The sequence below is a fragment of the Enterococcus gallinarum NBRC 100675 genome, from assembly GCF_001544275.1.
GTDB lineage: Bacteria > Bacillota > Bacilli > Lactobacillales > Enterococcaceae > Enterococcus_D > Enterococcus_D gallinarum.
Map to the genome: position 1 here is coordinate 1 of NZ_BCQE01000048.1, position 14,886 is coordinate 14,886.

General features: G+C 36.9%; 18 protein-coding genes. 10 read left to right on the forward strand and 8 right to left on the reverse strand.

Going from position 1 to position 14,886, the window contains the following annotated elements:
* The 3 genes from EG2_RS17290 to EG2_RS17300 form a co-directional block, all read left to right on the forward strand.
* A partial coding sequence (locus EG2_RS17290; RefSeq protein ID WP_169793143.1) for a PTS transporter subunit EIIC occupies positions 1 to 559 on the forward strand: 559 nt, incomplete at its 5' end.
* A 45-nt stretch (positions 560 to 604) separates the two neighbouring features.
* Positions 605 to 904, forward strand: coding sequence for a PTS sugar transporter subunit IIB (locus tag EG2_RS17295; protein ID WP_003127371.1), 300 nt, complete (start codon positions 605 to 607; stop codon positions 902 to 904).
* Position 905: 1 nt separating this feature from the next.
* On the forward strand, positions 906 to 1,265 hold the full coding sequence (locus EG2_RS17300; RefSeq protein WP_003127372.1) for a PTS lactose/cellobiose transporter subunit IIA: 360 nt from the start codon (positions 906 to 908) through the stop codon (positions 1,263 to 1,265).
* Positions 1,266 to 1,633: 368 nt separating this feature from the next.
* On the opposite strand, the gene EG2_RS17310 is transcribed toward EG2_RS17300, so the two are convergent.
* Positions 1,634 to 2,092: a YehR family lipoprotein gene (locus EG2_RS17310; RefSeq protein ID WP_003127373.1), complete on the reverse strand. Its 459-nt coding sequence runs from the start codon at positions 2,090 to 2,092 to the stop codon at positions 1,634 to 1,636.
* A 388-nt stretch (positions 2,093 to 2,480) separates the two neighbouring features.
* Between EG2_RS17310 and EG2_RS17315 the strand changes: the two genes are divergently transcribed.
* The 4 genes from EG2_RS17315 (at position 2,481) to EG2_RS17330 (ending at position 6,401) form a co-directional block, all read left to right on the forward strand.
* The gene (locus EG2_RS17315; RefSeq protein ID WP_003127374.1) at positions 2,481 to 3,350 is read left to right on the forward strand and encodes a class II fructose-bisphosphate aldolase; all 870 of its coding nucleotides are present in this window, start codon (positions 2,481 to 2,483) and stop codon (positions 3,348 to 3,350) included.
* Positions 3,351 to 3,480: 130 nt separating this feature from the next.
* On the forward strand, positions 3,481 to 4,740 hold the full coding sequence (locus tag EG2_RS17320; RefSeq protein ID WP_003127375.1) for a UDP-N-acetylglucosamine 1-carboxyvinyltransferase: 1,260 nt from the start codon (positions 3,481 to 3,483) through the stop codon (positions 4,738 to 4,740).
* Positions 4,741 to 4,742: 2 nt separating this feature from the next.
* On the forward strand, positions 4,743 to 6,038 hold the full coding sequence (gene rho / locus EG2_RS17325) for a transcription termination factor Rho (protein ID WP_003127377.1): 1,296 nt from the start codon (positions 4,743 to 4,745) through the stop codon (positions 6,036 to 6,038).
* A 99-nt stretch (positions 6,039 to 6,137) separates the two neighbouring features.
* Positions 6,138 to 6,401 carry a type B 50S ribosomal protein L31 gene (locus EG2_RS17330; RefSeq protein WP_005228304.1) on the forward strand — a complete coding sequence of 88 codons (264 nt, stop codon included), beginning with the start codon at positions 6,138 to 6,140 and terminating at the stop codon, positions 6,399 to 6,401.
* Positions 6,402 to 6,417: 16 nt separating this feature from the next.
* Here the strand turns inward: EG2_RS17330 and EG2_RS17335 are convergent, their stop codons facing one another.
* Both EG2_RS17335 and EG2_RS17340 read right to left on the reverse strand, forming a co-directional pair.
* Complete coding sequence (locus tag EG2_RS17335) at positions 6,418 to 7,650, reverse strand: site-specific integrase (protein WP_060815585.1); 1,233 nt, start codon at positions 7,648 to 7,650, stop codon at positions 6,418 to 6,420.
* A 99-nt stretch (positions 7,651 to 7,749) separates the two neighbouring features.
* The gene (locus tag EG2_RS17340) at positions 7,750 to 8,025 is read right to left on the reverse strand and encodes a hypothetical protein (protein ID WP_002405442.1); all 276 of its coding nucleotides are present in this window, start codon (positions 8,023 to 8,025) and stop codon (positions 7,750 to 7,752) included.
* Positions 8,026 to 8,187: 162 nt separating this feature from the next.
* Between EG2_RS17340 and EG2_RS17345 the strand changes: the two genes are divergently transcribed.
* Positions 8,188 to 8,403 carry a hypothetical protein gene (locus EG2_RS17345; protein WP_002405441.1) on the forward strand — a complete coding sequence of 72 codons (216 nt, stop codon included), beginning with the start codon at positions 8,188 to 8,190 and terminating at the stop codon, positions 8,401 to 8,403.
* Positions 8,404 to 8,808: 405 nt separating this feature from the next.
* On the opposite strand, the gene EG2_RS17350 is transcribed toward EG2_RS17345, so the two are convergent.
* Positions 8,809 to 9,036, reverse strand: a complete 228-nt coding sequence (locus tag EG2_RS17350) for a helix-turn-helix domain-containing protein (protein WP_002405440.1) — start codon at positions 9,034 to 9,036, stop codon at positions 8,809 to 8,811.
* Positions 9,033 to 9,506, reverse strand: a complete 474-nt coding sequence (locus EG2_RS17355; RefSeq protein ID WP_002405439.1) for a sigma-70 family RNA polymerase sigma factor — start codon at positions 9,504 to 9,506, stop codon at positions 9,033 to 9,035. Before EG2_RS17355 ends, EG2_RS17350 begins: the two co-directional genes overlap by 4 nt.
* Positions 9,507 to 9,984: 478 nt before the next feature.
* Between EG2_RS17355 and EG2_RS17360 the strand changes: the two genes are divergently transcribed.
* Positions 9,985 to 10,341 carry a helix-turn-helix domain-containing protein gene (locus tag EG2_RS17360; RefSeq protein ID WP_017370348.1) on the forward strand — a complete coding sequence of 119 codons (357 nt, stop codon included), beginning with the start codon at positions 9,985 to 9,987 and terminating at the stop codon, positions 10,339 to 10,341.
* 514 nt (positions 10,342 to 10,855) lie between these two features.
* On the opposite strand, the gene EG2_RS18660 is transcribed toward EG2_RS17360, so the two are convergent.
* On the reverse strand, positions 10,856 to 11,044 hold the full coding sequence (locus EG2_RS18660) for a cysteine-rich KTR domain-containing protein (RefSeq protein ID WP_425531079.1): 189 nt from the start codon (positions 11,042 to 11,044) through the stop codon (positions 10,856 to 10,858).
* Positions 11,045 to 11,110: 66 nt separating this feature from the next.
* Positions 11,111 to 13,051 carry a tetracycline resistance ribosomal protection protein Tet(S) gene (tet(S), locus tag EG2_RS17365; protein ID WP_002405437.1) on the reverse strand — a complete coding sequence of 647 codons (1,941 nt, stop codon included), beginning with the start codon at positions 13,049 to 13,051 and terminating at the stop codon, positions 11,111 to 11,113.
* Between tet(S) and EG2_RS19970 the strand changes: the two genes are divergently transcribed.
* Positions 13,036 to 13,161 carry a hypothetical protein gene (locus EG2_RS19970; protein ID WP_193393255.1) on the forward strand — a complete coding sequence of 42 codons (126 nt, stop codon included), beginning with the start codon at positions 13,036 to 13,038 and terminating at the stop codon, positions 13,159 to 13,161. The two genes, tet(S) and EG2_RS19970, sit on opposite strands and share 16 nt — an antisense overlap.
* A gap of 718 nt (positions 13,162 to 13,879) precedes the next feature.
* Here the strand turns inward: EG2_RS19970 and EG2_RS17370 are convergent.
* Complete coding sequence (locus EG2_RS17370) at positions 13,880 to 14,797, reverse strand: conjugal transfer protein (protein WP_002405436.1); 918 nt, start codon at positions 14,795 to 14,797, stop codon at positions 13,880 to 13,882.
* Positions 14,798 to 14,886: the final 89 nt, after the last annotated feature.

Consider the following 14,886-nt stretch of genomic DNA (forward strand, 5'->3'; position numbering starts at 1 on the left):
GTTTTTCGGTATCCATGGTGTATTAGCTGTCTATCCAGTGTTGATGCTGGTCTTTTATCAACCTATGCTAGACAACTTGGCTGCCTATAGTGCTGGCCAACCATTGCCACATTTGTTTACCATTGGTTTTATACTCAACAATCGCGGCGCTCGTTCCTTTGCAGTAGCTTTATTAGCCATTTTCAGTTGCAAATCAGAACAGCTCAAAGCTGTTGGGAAAATTGGATTGATTCCTTCTATGTTTGGAATCTCAGAGCCAATCAAATTTGGGATTCCGCAGGTGATGAACATAAGGATGTTGATACCACTTATGGTAACACCAGCTGTTTCTGTTTTATCAGCTTATTTATTAACGATTGTTGGCTTTATGCCTTATCATAATGGCGTCAATATCCCAACAGGATTTCCAATCATTTTTGGCGGTTTCTTAACGAATGGCTGGCAAGGGATTATCGCTCAGCTGATCCAATTTGTGTTATGCGTGCTGATTTATATTCCTTTCATGCGCTGGCAAGATAAAGCAGCACTGGCAGAAGAAGGAAAAATTGCGCAAGCATAACAAGTACTGACAGCCTATAAATTAAAATTAAGTGGGGGATTTAAGATGAAAAAGATCGTTTTAGTTTGTGCTGGTGGAATGTCTACTGGTGTCTTAGTAAATAATATGAAACAAGCAGCTCAAAAAAAAGCTATTCCAGTATCGATTGACGCATTTTCAATCGAATCGGTAGCTAGTGTGGCTAAAGATGCAGATTGTGTGTTATTAGGTCCACAGGTTTCTTATCGTTTAGCAGAAGTTCAAGGGTTAGTGGCTTGCCCAACAGCTTCTATTGATATGCGAACTTACGGTATGATGGACGGACAAAAAGCACTAGAACAAGCGCTGGAATTGATAGGAGAGTAAGATGGAAGAAAAAGAACAAATTTGTTTTCAAATTATTTCCGAAGCTGGGATGGCAAGAAGTTGCTTTTTCGAAAGTATTCAACAAATGCGAAAAGAGCAAACAAAAGAGGCCCTATCTGCGATTGAAAGTGGCAAGAGTCATTATCACAAAGCGCATATTGCTCATCGGCAATTGGTACAGCAAGAAGCACAAGGTGATAAAGTTTGGATGTCGTTGTTATTGAGTCACGCCGAGGACTTGTTAATGAGTGCAGATATTATGAGTGAGTTGGCCAAAGAGTTCAATTTACTTTATGAAGAAGTAAATGGGCTAAAGCAGATGATTGATCAGCATATTTCTTCATTGAACACAAAAGAATAACAATCAAAGAAGAAAGACGTCTACGATGAGACGATTCGAGTGAAATCGTGGACGTCTTTTCTTGGTCTATGGCAGGTGGAACATTTTTCTAGGAAAAAAGATAAAAAAAGCTGGTCTCAAAACGGAGCAGGCAAGAAAAGTGGATTACCAAAGCAAATGGCACTATCTCTTTGAGAGGATGGGATGCATGGACTCGTTCAAAGAAGTAAAAAAGCAAAAGAAACATACGAAGAACAGCTCCCCCATTTCTTCCGTTAAGAAGAAATGGGGGAAAGCTGGTTTTCATTAAAAAAGCCCCTTTTTCAGGGGCCAGTAGGGATGATCTTTCTAGGACCATTCCACATTCGCTCGTTTCTCAAAGGAATAGTTTATTTTTTCAAGGTATACCCTTGGTCTAGTAACATTTTTTCCGTTCGTTCCATGCTGATGCCATTTGAAGTATCACCTTCAAATGTGACCCCTGGCAATTGCTTTGCCGCATCGTAGTCTAAATTACTGTAATCGATCGTCAATGATTCGGTTGCTGCATCTTCTCCGTAATCAAGCGAATAATCGATACCCTTGATTGCCTGATACTGTTTGGCGATCGGATCCAATAATTGTTTTGCTTCCTCTTTCGTAGATACGCCAACAGAAGAATAAGGCATGATATTGTTGGCGGTTTGCTTTTTCACTTCGTCACCTTCGTAATTGAAGACCAACTCCATTTGAACTCCGTTTTGTTCATTCGTGAATGTCTTGGTTTTTTGACTCGCTCCATTTGCTCCGCAACTTGCTAAAAAGAATATACCCAACAACGCTATAAATCCCACTACTGTTTTTTTCATTCTATCCCTCCTTTTTTTCATGATAGTATACTCCACCTGCAAGAGCTATTCATATGCTCAAAAACAAATAGTCTTTCTTTGTCCGATAGGCAATCCATATCGTCAGCGGGAAAATGATAAATTGTTGAAAAAGTTCGTGAATTTTTTCTCGAATTTTCAGAAGTATTCTTGTTATTGTATGCAAACAAATGTAAGACGAGAGGCTAGTTTCACAAAGTTTTTTCAGAAAAGAAAATGAAAAGCAAAGAATTTTTAATTTGTGCAATCTTTTATTGAAAAGAGAATTACATCTTTTAGTAGCAAATACTGCAAATGTTTGCTAAAATAGCAGTGTCGGTTAAGCATTGCTTAACAAATAAAGTTTTTTAAAACTTAGGAGGAATTTTTTATGCCAGTAGTATCAGGAGCTGAATTCTTAAAAGCTGCTCGTCAAGGCGGATATGCAGTAGGTGGATTCAATACAAATAACTTAGAATGGACTCAAGCGATTTTAGAAGCTGCTGAAGCGAAAAAAGCGCCAGTTCTTATTCAAACTTCTATGGGTGCTGCAAAATACATGGGCGGATACAAACTTGCTAAAGATCTTATCTGTGATCTAGTTGAATCAATGAACATCACTGTTCCAGTTGCGATTCACTTAGACCATGGTGACTACGATGCAGCAATGGAATGTATCGAAGTTGGCTATACTTCAGTTATGTTCGATGGTTCTCATTTACCATTCGAAGAAAACTTGAAATTGGCTAAAGAAGTTGTTGAAAAAGCACATGCTAAAGGCGTTTCTGTTGAATGTGAAGTTGGTTCAATCGGTGGTGAAGAAGATGGCATCATCGGAGCTGGTGAATTAGCAGACATCGAAGAATGTAAACAAATGGTTGCAACTGGTATTGATTACCTAGCTTGCGGAATTGGTAACATTCATGGACAATACCCAGAAAACTGGCAAGGACTTGCTTTTGACCACTTACAAGCAATCGCTGATGCTGTAGGTTCTGATGTTCCTTTAGTATTACACGGTGGTTCTGGTATTCCTCAAGAACAAATCGAAAAAGCAATTTCAATGGGTGTTTCTAAAGTAAACGTAAATACTGAATTCCAATTGTCATTCGCAAAAGCAACACGTGAATATATCGAAGCTGGTAAAGACCAAGAAGGTAAAGGTTTTGACCCTCGTAAACTATTGGCACCAGGTAAAGCTGCAATCATCAAAGATGCAGAAGAACACATTGACTGGTTCGGTTCAGCTGGTAAAGCTTAATTCTTTCAGTTCAAAAGAACGATCACAAGTGATCGTTCTTTTTTTGTGGGGAAATCCTGCTTTTTTCTTTGTCTGTTCTATGCTAAAATTGGCATGATACACACAAACTCTAAAGTATAGGTGGATATAGATGAAAAAAATTGTCATTCAAGGCAATCGTCCCTTAAAAGGAGAAGTGACGATCAGCGGGGCAAAAAATAGTGCAGTAGCGTTGATTCCTGCGGCGATTTTGGCTGATTCTCCTGTCGTATTAGAAGGGGTGCCGGATATTCAAGACGTGCACTCATTGATTGAAATTTTAGAAATTATGGGTGTTCAAACGCACTTTGAAGAAAACACACTGACGATCGATCCAACCGAGATCGTTTCGATTCCGATGCCAAGCGGCAAAATCAATAGTTTACGCGCTTCTTATTATTTCATGGGCGCATTGTTAGGCAAGTTCGGTGAAGGAGTCGTGGGCTTACCTGGCGGCTGTTTCCTAGGTCCTCGTCCGATCGATCTGCATATCAAGGGATTCGAGGCGTTAGGGGCTACGGTTACGAATGAGCATGGTGCGATGTATTTGCGTACAAGTGAAGCGGGGCTTGCCGGAGAACGGATTTTCTTGGATATGGTATCTATCGGAGCGACGATCAATGTCATGTTGGCAGCTGTCAAAGCTAAAGGCAAGACGATCATCGAAAATGCCGCTCGCGAACCTGAGATCATTGATGTGGCAACTTTGCTGAACAACATGGGAGCCAAGATCCGTGGGGCAGGCACCAACGAGATCCGCATTGAAGGCGTCCAAGAATTACACGGTTGCCGCCATTCGATCATTCCCGATCGGATTGAAGCAGGCACTTATCTTTCTTTGGCGGCAGCAGCCGGTGAAGGAATCACCATCAAAAATGTCATTTATGAGCATCTTGAAAGCTACATCGCTAAATTAGAAGAAATTGGTGTGCGCATGGATATCAGTGAAGATGAAATCTATGTTTATCCATCGAAAGATTTAAAGCCAGCCAATGTAAAAACATACCCATACCCTGGTTTTGCTACCGACTTGCAACAACCGATCACTCCCTTACTTTTGAAAGCAAATGGCACGTCAGAAATTTTGGATACAATCTATGCAAAACGTGTCAATCACATACCAGAACTTGCACGGATGGGTGCGCAAGCAACAACGGAAGGCAATTTGATCTTGCTCAACGGACCGAGCCAGCTTCATGGCGCAGAAGTCGTTGCATCAGACTTGCGAGCAGGAGCTTGTTTAGTAATTGCTGGACTGATGGCTACGGGAACCACCACAGTCTTCAATGTCGAATATATTTTACGGGGATATGATCATATAATCGATAAACTTACAGCCTTAGGGGCTGACATTCAAATGGTAGAGGAGTAACTATGAGCGACTATCTAACAATGGCAGAACTGGAGAACAAAACGCTAAAAGAAATCTACACGTTTGCCAAAGAATTTCGAATTCCTTATTACAGCCAAATGAACAAAAAAGAATTATCACTGGCTGTTATTCGGGCCCAAGCAGAAAAACAGGGTTTCTTTTATATGGAAGGTATCCTTGATATCGTTGGACAGGAAGGTTATGGCTTTTTGCGTCCAATCAATTATGGCCCCAGTGCAGAAGATATCTATATTTCTTCTTCTCAGATTCGCCGCTTCAGTTTGCGAAATGGCGACAAAGTAGCGGGGAAAGCGAGACCGCCAAAAGAGTCAGAACGTTATTATGGTTTGATGCATGTAGAATCTGTGAATGGCAAAGATCCGGAAGAAGCAAAAGAACGACCGCACTTCCCTGCATTGACGCCGCTTTATCCGAATCGTCATTTGAAATTGGAAACTACCCCTGGTCGTCTGTCAACACGGATGATCGACATGCTGGCGCCGGTTGGCTTTGGTCAACGGGGATTGATCGTTGCCCCGCCGAAAGCCGGGAAGACTAGTATATTAAAAGAAATCGCTAACGGGATCACTGACAATCACCCGGATGTAGAGTTGATCGTCTTATTGATTGATGAACGCCCGGAAGAAGTGACGGATTTGGAACGAAGTGTCAAAGGAGATGTTGTTTCTTCGACCTTTGATCTGCAGCCTAGCAACCATACTCGGGTCTCTGAATTGGTTTTGGAGCGTGCCATGCGTTTAGTTGAAGACAAGCGTGATGTTGTGATACTGATGGATAGTATCACGCGTTTAGCGCGTGCCTATAACTTAGTCGTGCCACCAAGCGGCCGTACATTGAGTGGCGGGATCGATCCAGCCGCATTATACAAACCGAAGAAATTTTTCGGAGCTGCTCGGAATATCGAAGAAGGTGGCAGTCTGACGATTTTAGCCACTGCGTTAGTTGATACCGGCAGCCGAATGGATGATGTTATCTACGAAGAGTTCAAAGGAACCGGAAACATGGAACTGCAGCTCTCTCGCAGTTTAGCCGAGCGTCGTATTTTCCCAGCCATCGATATCAAGAAATCCGGTACCAGAAAAGAAGAGCTCTTGATGAGCAGCGAACAATTAGAAGAGACTTGGCGCTTGCGCAATAATATGACTGGTGACTCATTAGAATTCACGGAACAATTCCTACAGTTTTTAAGAAAAACAAAAACCAATGCGGATTTCTTGTCTGCTTTTCATGACGTACATTTTGGCGATAAACGGCCAAAAAGAAATCTAAAAAGATAATTGCATCGAAAAACGAAACATGGTAAGATAGTCATGTTGTAAAATCGACAAATCAACTCTGGTACAGCAAATGGACCAGGGCAAAGGAGAGAAGAAGAAATGAAACAAGATATCCATCCAGATTATCATCCAGTTGTATTCATGGACTCAACTACTGGTTTCAAATTCTTATCAGGTTCAACAAAGAATTCACAAGAAACTGTTGAGTGGGAAGATGGCAACACGTATCCATTGATCCGTGTCGAAGTAACATCTGATTCACATCCATTCTACACTGGACGTCAAAAATTCACACAAGCAGATGGACGTGTGGACCGTTTCAACAAAAAATACGGTCTCAAAGACGCAAACGCTGCGGAATAAGAAAAACGCTGATTTATCAGCTTTTAGCAGACTTCATTATAGGTGGAGTCTGCTCTTTTTTCGTTTTGACCATCCTTTTGACCATCCCATCTTCTTCCTCGTGCAACTTATTCATGTAATCAGCAAAACGATCTGCCGTTTCTTCTTTTTTCTGTTCACTCACATGGGCGTAAATATCCATGGTAGTTCGAACATCCGTATGACCCAAACGAACTTGTACTTCTTTGATAGAAGCTCCTGATTCAAACAATAAACTACAATGCGTATGACGAAAACCATGAACAGTCATATGCTTTAACTTATTTTCTTTCAGTATTTTAGTTAAATTATGATTTAAGAAATCTAGGTAATGCGGTTTATTTTCTTCTGTCGTGAAAAGAAGTTGTGCGCCATTTTCCACAGGTTTTCTACCTGTTTTTAAAAAAAAGGCTTTTTGTTTAAGAATACATTGTCGAAAGATTGATAAAGTTTGATTATCAATCGAAATAGTTCGCAAACTTTTTTCTGTTTTCGGGGTTTGGAAAGCTAATTTCCAATCTTCAACAGTCGTTAATGTTTGCTTAACAGAAAGGGTTCCTCGTTTGAAATCAATGTCTTTCCATCGTAAAGCTAGTAATTCACCTTTACGTAAGCCTGTAAAAGTTAAAATATGAAACATTGGGTACAATGGATCAGGATATTTTTTAGCAATTTGCAAGAAGTATAGAACTTCTGCTTTCGTATAGAAGGGAGCCGTATATTTTTCTTCATCAATTTGTTTTTGTCTCTTTGGTCGAATAACGCCTTCCATTGGATTTCTACGAATCAGTCGTAAGCTTTTGGCGTATTGAAAAATGGAGTTTGTCATACCAATCAGATTAGAATACTTTTTGTAATAGGAATACCAATGATTGACTTGTTTCTGACAATACGGAATGGAGATTTTAGAAATTCTCCGTTCACCAAATAGTGGAAGAATATGTTTGTTTAATGCGACTCTTTGAACAACATAGGTACTTTCTTTGACCGTATTTTTATATTGTTCAAACCACTCTAAAGCGATATCCGAAAACAATCGGTTAGACTCGATGACAAGATCATATTCTTGTGCGAGTAACTGTAAACGTGCTACTTCTTGTTTGGCTGCTTTTTGGGTTTTGAACCCTCGCTTGGTTGTTGTTTTCTTCTTTCCAGTAAGCGGATCAACGCCTAAATAGACTTTAACCAGATAAGCAGTAGACCCATTCTTTTTTGTATATTTTTTAATCATGGGAGTTCTCCTTTGAATGATTCGCCAGTATATCAAAGGGAAATCGTTTTTCCTCCTTCCATACTGGTATCATAGGCGGATTGGCGTAAATCGTCAAACTTAAACTTTTAAGTGGTGTAAGAAATCTTTGATATCATCGCGATCAAAACGAGCTTCTTTTCCAAAAGGGATGACTTTTAATCCTGAGGCAATCCACTGATTTAATCGGTCATCTCCAATACGTAATCTTTTTTTGACTTGCTTACGATTCGGATAGGGTGGTAAGTCATTGACAGAAGAAAATTTTGTTGATTGTTCTTCAATTCGCTGCAGTATCTGTTCGGTTAAAACTTCGATTATTTCACTATTGTCTTCTAATGAAATTTCAATTTTCATTTCATCACCTCGTTTAAGAAAGTTTAAAAACCTATCTATTTTTGTATTTTTGGCTCTCTCCTATCAAAAATTCCGCCAGACCACTATAGTACCCTTGAAATAAGCTTGAAAACCACTACAGTGGCATGGTAAAATTTTCTATGAAAAGGAGGCTAATCCCTTATGAAACAAGGTATCGCAGACATTCATTTAATTCGTAAAATTTTGAAAGAAAAACCAGCAAAAGAACTTTCTGACCACACAGGTATCAGTTTAAGTTCCATCAAAAAATGGAAAAGCGGCGAGCGATCCATTGAAAAAATGAATCTGGGCGATGCCATTAAACTAACAGATTTTGCATCTAACAATTCAAAGGCAGAAATCAGTATCTGGTCTTAGTAACAGGTGTATAAATCCTTGTAACAATCGGTAGTACTCATAATTAGACGGTCTGGGAAGACCCACAGAAGTTTCATCTCTTCTCATACGCGGAGAGCTACCTAATGCGGTGAGGCGTTCAAGGTAGGTGTATCATTATCCAGCTTAGAGATCCTCGCACTTCCATTTTCCCAAAATGAAAGCTGTAACCAAAGTGTGTATCGCTCCTTTCAAATGAAAATCATCGCGCACTTTCTTACACCGCTTCTTCTAAAACTGAACGTATCTAATTATGCTATTTAGTTGTCAAGGAGCAAGTGGCTTACTAGCCCATGAAAATTTGCTTAAACCAGTAAACTTTCATGGAATAATAAACAATCGAGGAAGTGTGAGAGGTTGACCACACCTCCACGAAGGATGAAGCTATCAAATCTTAAATGCTAAGATTTTTGTAAGCAAACGTGTTTCAAGACGAGCAGATAATACTTCATCTACCACCAGATGTTTTTGCCCTACTTCATCTTTCAGAAACCGGAGAGAGCGTTGCATCATATACGGACGAAAATGTTCTTTGATTTGATTAATTGCCACCACATCACCATCAATTGCCTGTACAATCACGTCAAAGGGGACTCTGGAATAGGTTGTCTTCATTGCGCATCCTCCTTCATGAATTTTCGAATCAAATGTAACGCTTTGTGTCGATGCTCATTTACCGTTGAGCGACTCAATCCCATCAAATTTGCAATTTCTGCGTCATTCATTTCAATAAAGTAATAAAACAAGATAATGTTTCTTTTTTTCTTTGGCAAACGCTCTAATGCTTCTCCTAGAGACATACTTTTAACAGCAATTTCTGCACCCTCCAATTCAAAGTAACTGAAATCGGATGGATACTGGTCAATACTAGCAAACTGTTCCACTACATAATCATCTAGTTCTGAAAAAGCGACTTCTTTTTTTGATATCCGACTGAGAGACTTTAAATAATCCTTACGTTCGTCATCAATGGATCGTTTACAAATATAGTCAAATTGCATTTCAATGGCAGCTTGGAACAGGGAAGAACTCATGTCATTCACACCTCCTTTCCCGTTGAGAAAGAAGATGATTCCAATGAACATTTATCTCCTTTCGTAATATAACCCGACGTAAAGAGAGGAAATGACGGAATTTTTGAAAAAAACTTTTAGAAAAACACAAAAAAGTCCATATCCGACGATATGGACAAAGTAATTCACACAAATAGTTCCCTTTTAATAGAACCAGGAAACTACATTTTAATCCGAAAGGATTCTTTGAAATAGAAAAAATTTTTTTGATAAATTTAGTAAATAAATCCAATGGATGCTGTCATGAGTCATGGTTTATTCTCCCAAAAACATCGTCTTTAGCTTTACACATAAAAAAATGACGATTCAGAAATCGTCGTTTAGTGTACTCAGATATATTTTTGTGCATAGGAAAGAAATCGCTAAAAGACTGATTTTTTTTTCTTTTAGCAATTTGAAAAAAATAGGATTTATTTAAGCTATATACTGCTTTATATAAGGCCTGTTTACATTTAGATAGGAACAGTATAATGCCGATAGGTGATATATGATGGACAGAAAAAAACATAGAACTTTTGATTTCAAACCATTGGGTCTTGCGATTAAAGAAGCCCGTCTTAGTAAAGGATTGACTCGTGAGCAGGTAGGATCAATGATCCAGATTGCGCCACGCTATTTGACGAACATTGAAAATAAAGGACAACAGCCAAGTTTTCATGTTGTATATGATTTAGTGACTTTGCTAAATATTTCTTTGGATGGATTTATTTTAGGGGAAGAAAACAGTCATAAAAGCTCCAAACGTCTTCAAGTAGAAGCACAGTTGGATTGTCTGGATGAAGATGAATTAGTGACGATTGGGAAAGTGATTCAAGCAATTTACGGAGAAAAATGTAAATTTAACTAGTTCAATAATACACAATGGATTAATTAATACTATCAGGAAAGATTGATTACAAAGATGTAATGAATTTTTTCTGATTTTTGTTAATCATAAATAGAAAATGAATTTATCTTTGTTACACTTAGGAACTAGAGCGAATGATAAATAGTTCTTTGGTTACTCTTATCGCTGCAAAGTACAGTTCATTTTTTTGTTGTTGGGAAAATTTTCTGGATTTATTGCATATCACTTCATCCGACTAAAAATTTTTGATTCCCATAGCGAAGTTCGTTTTTGTTCCTTAGGAAAAACTTGACTGATATACTAGTTTTGAAATGACGAGTAACTCTGTACTTCATCAATAATCAAGTATTGAATTTTAATTGTATACTTTTTATGCTTGAGGGATGTCTACTGTAATACAGCTACTGCAAAAAAAATCAGTACACTTATTTTCTTATAAAGGATATCAAGAACTAAGCTCAATGGTATGCATAGAAAAGAAAAAGCCGATAAAATGAGATTTTGATATCTCGAATTATCGGCTCTGCGTCTTTGCGTCTGGCTCTGTAATTACAGTTATTCTAAACTTCGTTATTTCAATTAAAATTTCTTGTCTGCATTTAGGACAAAATAGAGGGAAATTTTTTAATTCAGTATCTTCCCTCATTTTTAAACGGGTCTTATTGCCACATATAGGGCACAGTATCCACCTAGTATTTACAATATCTATATCCTCCTGTTCTAATTAACAACTCAATATTCATTTTAAAAATTTCTCTTTAGTTCACTATCAATGTAAGTTGATTTTATTAAACATATGCCTTACTTTGTCTATTCTATTATTTGGACGACGTGGTTGGAAAGCAGACTTAATGTTAGTAACCTGATAACCTTTTAACTCTGTTAAACAGACACTGCGTCCATTTGTAAAGAAAGTTAAACTGTTTCGATACTCTTGAATACAACGGGCTGGAATTTCACCAATGAGAATGACCTCGTTACCTTTTAACTTAGTATTTAAAATATTTGCACAATATTTGGAAGCATCATTATATGCTCTCGAAAGATATTCTTGTGGTACATAAATTTCGAAGCTAAGATATGGCTCTAATAACTCTGTACCACTCTTTCTAAAAGCCTGCTCTAGTACAATAGGCGCAAGCATTCGGAAATCTGCTGGCGTACTGACAGGGCTGTAATATAGACCATACTTAAAACAGATCTTACAGTCTGTTAATTTCCAACCGTACAATCCTTGTTCACACCCATAGCGTATACCTTCCATAACTGCATTTTGAAATGATTGATTTAAATAACCTAGAGAAACCAGGCTCTCATACTGAATGCCACTACCCAAAGGAAGTGGTGTTACAGATAAACCAATAGAAGCCCAGAAAGGATTTGGAGGTACTTCGATATCAATGGTAAATTCAGATTTTTTTAATGGTCTTTCCATATAAATGACAGTTGGTTTTCTTGTTTCTATCTCAATATGATATTTTTCTTGAATCAGAGTACAAGTTACCTCCATTTGGACCTCACCTAAAAAAGATAGCACAATTTCGTGAGTTACTGTATCTACATAATATTGTAGAAGGGGATCACTATCGGATATTTCAAAAAGTGCATCTAGTAACTTTTCTCTTTGTACTGATTTACATGGTTCAATTGTTGTTTGTAACATAGGAAGAGGATTCTCAAGAATTTCTCTATGTGGTAATCTTTTTTTATCTCCAAGTACGTTATTTAGTTTTAAAAGCTCATTTTTTAAAATAATAATCTCACCAGGCTCTGCCTTATCTATCTGGCGTAATTCTCCATTTATTGAAGTATACATTTCTGTAACTTTTATTTTTTCCTTTTCTGATATATTGACTGAGTCTCGCAAATGTAGCGTTCCACTATAAAGACGTACATAGACAAGCCGTTGACCATCATCTGAATATTCTACTTTAAAAACATTTCCACAAAGTTTATCTGAATTGAGTTGTGTGGGTGAAAATAATTTGCTAGTAATTACCTCTATAAGTTGTTTAATTCCAATATTATTCTTTGCACTTCCGTGATAAACAGGATATAAGGAGCAACTTTGAATTCTTTCGTTTTCCTCCTTTTCAAGTTCTGCAATATTCAATGTTTTCCCAATGGTATATTTTTCTAATAAATAATCATTTCCCACAATTACTGTCTCCCATTGTTCTGGTTCAGTATAATCTATTACATAAGGTTTCAAATTTAGATTCACAGTCTGCTTAATTATGATGTCGTCAGAAAGTTTGTCCTTAATATCTTGATAAACATCTGGCAAATTTATTCCATTTTGATCAATTTTGTTAATAAAAAATATTATAGGTATGTTCATCTTTCTAAGTGCATGGAATAGTATACGAGTTTGTGACTGTACTCCATCTTTTGCAGAGATTAGCAAAATAGCTCCATCCAAAACAGATAATGAACGGTATACATCTGCCAAAAAATCCATGTGTCCAGGAGTATCTACAATATTTACTTTAACATTTTCCCGTTGAAAAGATGTTATTGCGGTCTGAATAGTAATACCTCTCTGGCGTTCCAAAAACATAGTATCCGTTTTCGTTGTACCGCTATCTACACTTCCTAACTCTTTAATTGCTCCGCTACTGTATAGTAAGCTTTCTGTCAAAGTAGTTTTTCCTGCATCAACATGTGCTAAGATACCGATATTAATAATTTTCAATTTTATTTCCTCCATTCAAAAGCTCAAAAAGCAGAAAAAATCCCAGTGATAAATACTCTTATCACTGGGATTTTAATACAAAAATAGCTGTATACTACACACTGATAGCCACAGATGCTTTATGATAAAATGATAAAAGTATTCTTAAACTGGGCACAAAAAACCAGTCCTTATTTTAAATAAGGATGCTTAATTAATTATTCCCGCTATCTAATTGACAGTTTATTTAAGAATACCTTGCCGCATTTTTATTATCTCCTTTTGAATGTTATCTTAATTCTATCATATGATAGAATGCTTGTAAAGCCAACCATATTTTTTGAACGAAAGGGAAATTAATGAGAAATTAATGGAAGTTAGTGTAGTAGTTGAAGATAACTCTTCAGAATGGCTATCAAAATTCAGCGATTTAATAACGATTTACAAGTTCATAAGGGATTCTTTATTCATCCAGCTATTATATTACTTTTCAGGTCAATAGGACAACTCTCCACAACCTTTCTACAAATATATTACGTATAATTTTTGAAATATATACTGCTTAACAAAATATTTTGCAGTGGTTCCAATAGTTTTGAATTGTTAATATTAAGTTTGACTTGGAAAATATCATTAAAAGTTATACTGTTTATTTGGAAAAAATTGGAGAGACCTTTTTAAGTAATGTAATGAAAATAGTTATAAGTTAGAATAAAGGTGAATTTGCTTATACTTCTCATAGAAGGTTGATTTCACGCTATATTTTGGATTATTTATGCTAAATCATTATAAGTTTGCTATAGTGACATACAATTTTTTTTGCTTATACTAAATATTCAAGTATTGTTTTCATCTTAATATTCTTTATTCATTCATTATTATTTTCCAGTTATCCTTCTTCTCTAAAGTTAATTGGTATTGGGAAATATTTTCAATCTTTGTTTCATTGTCTAAATATCGAACGGCTATTTTTACTAGATACTGTTTCTCTTTCTTCTGAATAATTGGATTCACCAACTCAGAGTAAATAAAGTTTTGACTGATTATTGGTAAAACATCTTCCATCATATAATAATCCAATTCATTCTTAGTAGCATTGGGATACAACTTAAAGAAAGTTTCTAAAAAATCGAGAATTTCTAGCTTCGTTTGTTCATCAATATTATTATCGTTTACAAGTGTATCTGGTTGAAATTCAGAGGGATTCGGTGCTGCCCAGACGGTTGGATTACTTGTAATAACTAGATTGTTATTCTTATCTTGATGAATCGTGATTCGATAGGTAGAAGCCACATTTTTCGTTTCTTCGCCTTCTTTAATTTGTTGCTTGACCGTATAAACTACTACAAAATTCTGTTCATCAATGGATTGTATCTGCCAAATTTTACAATCACTGACAGAAGAGCTCGTGGGAATATCGGTCCGAATTGTATCTACATTCAATTCTTGTAATTCCGAAGTCAGGTAACGATTGATTCGTTCAGGTCGTTGCTCAATGGCTTCTTTGTTATTTTCCCAAGAATAATATTCTTGAATGAAATTAAGAGTAAAACTCTCAATCGCATGGGTATCCACAAGCACAGGTTCAATGACTGTTGTCTCATGAATCGTGTGTGTATCAATAGCGGTAAAGTTTTTATACAGGCCAAAACTAAAGCTACCAATCAATAACAGCCACAAGAAAAGGACACTCTTTTTGTGAGTGCCCAAGTGGATGGTTTTGACTTTCTTTTGTCTGTTTGCTTTTTCTTTTTTAGGTTTGTGTTCAATATGAATTTTCATGAATTGTCCTCATTTCTTATTGTTTTATTCGTCCAGCACCAATTAAATGTTGCTGCCAATAGTTTTCATTTAAGTCGGTGTAACCAATC

What these genes read in the sequence shown, in the direction of transcription:
- EG2_RS17295 (WP_003127371.1), top strand. Translation starts at nt 605, where the DNA reads ATGAAAAAGATCGTTTTAGTTTGTGCTGGTGGAATGTCTACTGGTGTC.
- EG2_RS17300 (WP_003127372.1), top strand. Translation starts at nt 906, where the DNA reads ATGGAAGAAAAAGAACAAATTTGTTTTCAAATTATTTCCGAAGCTGGG.
- EG2_RS17310 (WP_003127373.1), bottom strand. Translation starts at nt 2,092, where the DNA reads ATGAAAAAAACAGTAGTGGGATTTATAGCGTTGTTGGGTATATTCTTT.
- EG2_RS17315 (WP_003127374.1), top strand. Translation starts at nt 2,481, where the DNA reads ATGCCAGTAGTATCAGGAGCTGAATTCTTAAAAGCTGCTCGTCAAGGC.
- EG2_RS17320 (WP_003127375.1), top strand. Translation starts at nt 3,481, where the DNA reads ATGAAAAAAATTGTCATTCAAGGCAATCGTCCCTTAAAAGGAGAAGTG.
- rho (WP_003127377.1), top strand. Translation starts at nt 4,743, where the DNA reads ATGAGCGACTATCTAACAATGGCAGAACTGGAGAACAAAACGCTAAAA.
- EG2_RS17330 (WP_005228304.1), top strand. Translation starts at nt 6,138, where the DNA reads ATGAAACAAGATATCCATCCAGATTATCATCCAGTTGTATTCATGGAC.
- EG2_RS17335 (WP_060815585.1), bottom strand. Translation starts at nt 7,650, where the DNA reads ATGATTAAAAAATATACAAAAAAGAATGGGTCTACTGCTTATCTGGTT.
- EG2_RS17340 (WP_002405442.1), bottom strand. Translation starts at nt 8,025, where the DNA reads ATGAAAATTGAAATTTCATTAGAAGACAATAGTGAAATAATCGAAGTT.
- EG2_RS17345 (WP_002405441.1), top strand. Translation starts at nt 8,188, where the DNA reads ATGAAACAAGGTATCGCAGACATTCATTTAATTCGTAAAATTTTGAAA.
- EG2_RS17350 (WP_002405440.1), bottom strand. Translation starts at nt 9,036, where the DNA reads ATGAAGACAACCTATTCCAGAGTCCCCTTTGACGTGATTGTACAGGCA.
- EG2_RS17355 (WP_002405439.1), bottom strand. Translation starts at nt 9,506, where the DNA reads ATGTTCATTGGAATCATCTTCTTTCTCAACGGGAAAGGAGGTGTGAAT.
- EG2_RS17360 (WP_017370348.1), top strand. Translation starts at nt 9,985, where the DNA reads ATGGACAGAAAAAAACATAGAACTTTTGATTTCAAACCATTGGGTCTT.
- EG2_RS17370 (WP_002405436.1), bottom strand. Translation starts at nt 14,797, where the DNA reads ATGAAAATTCATATTGAACACAAACCTAAAAAAGAAAAAGCAAACAGA.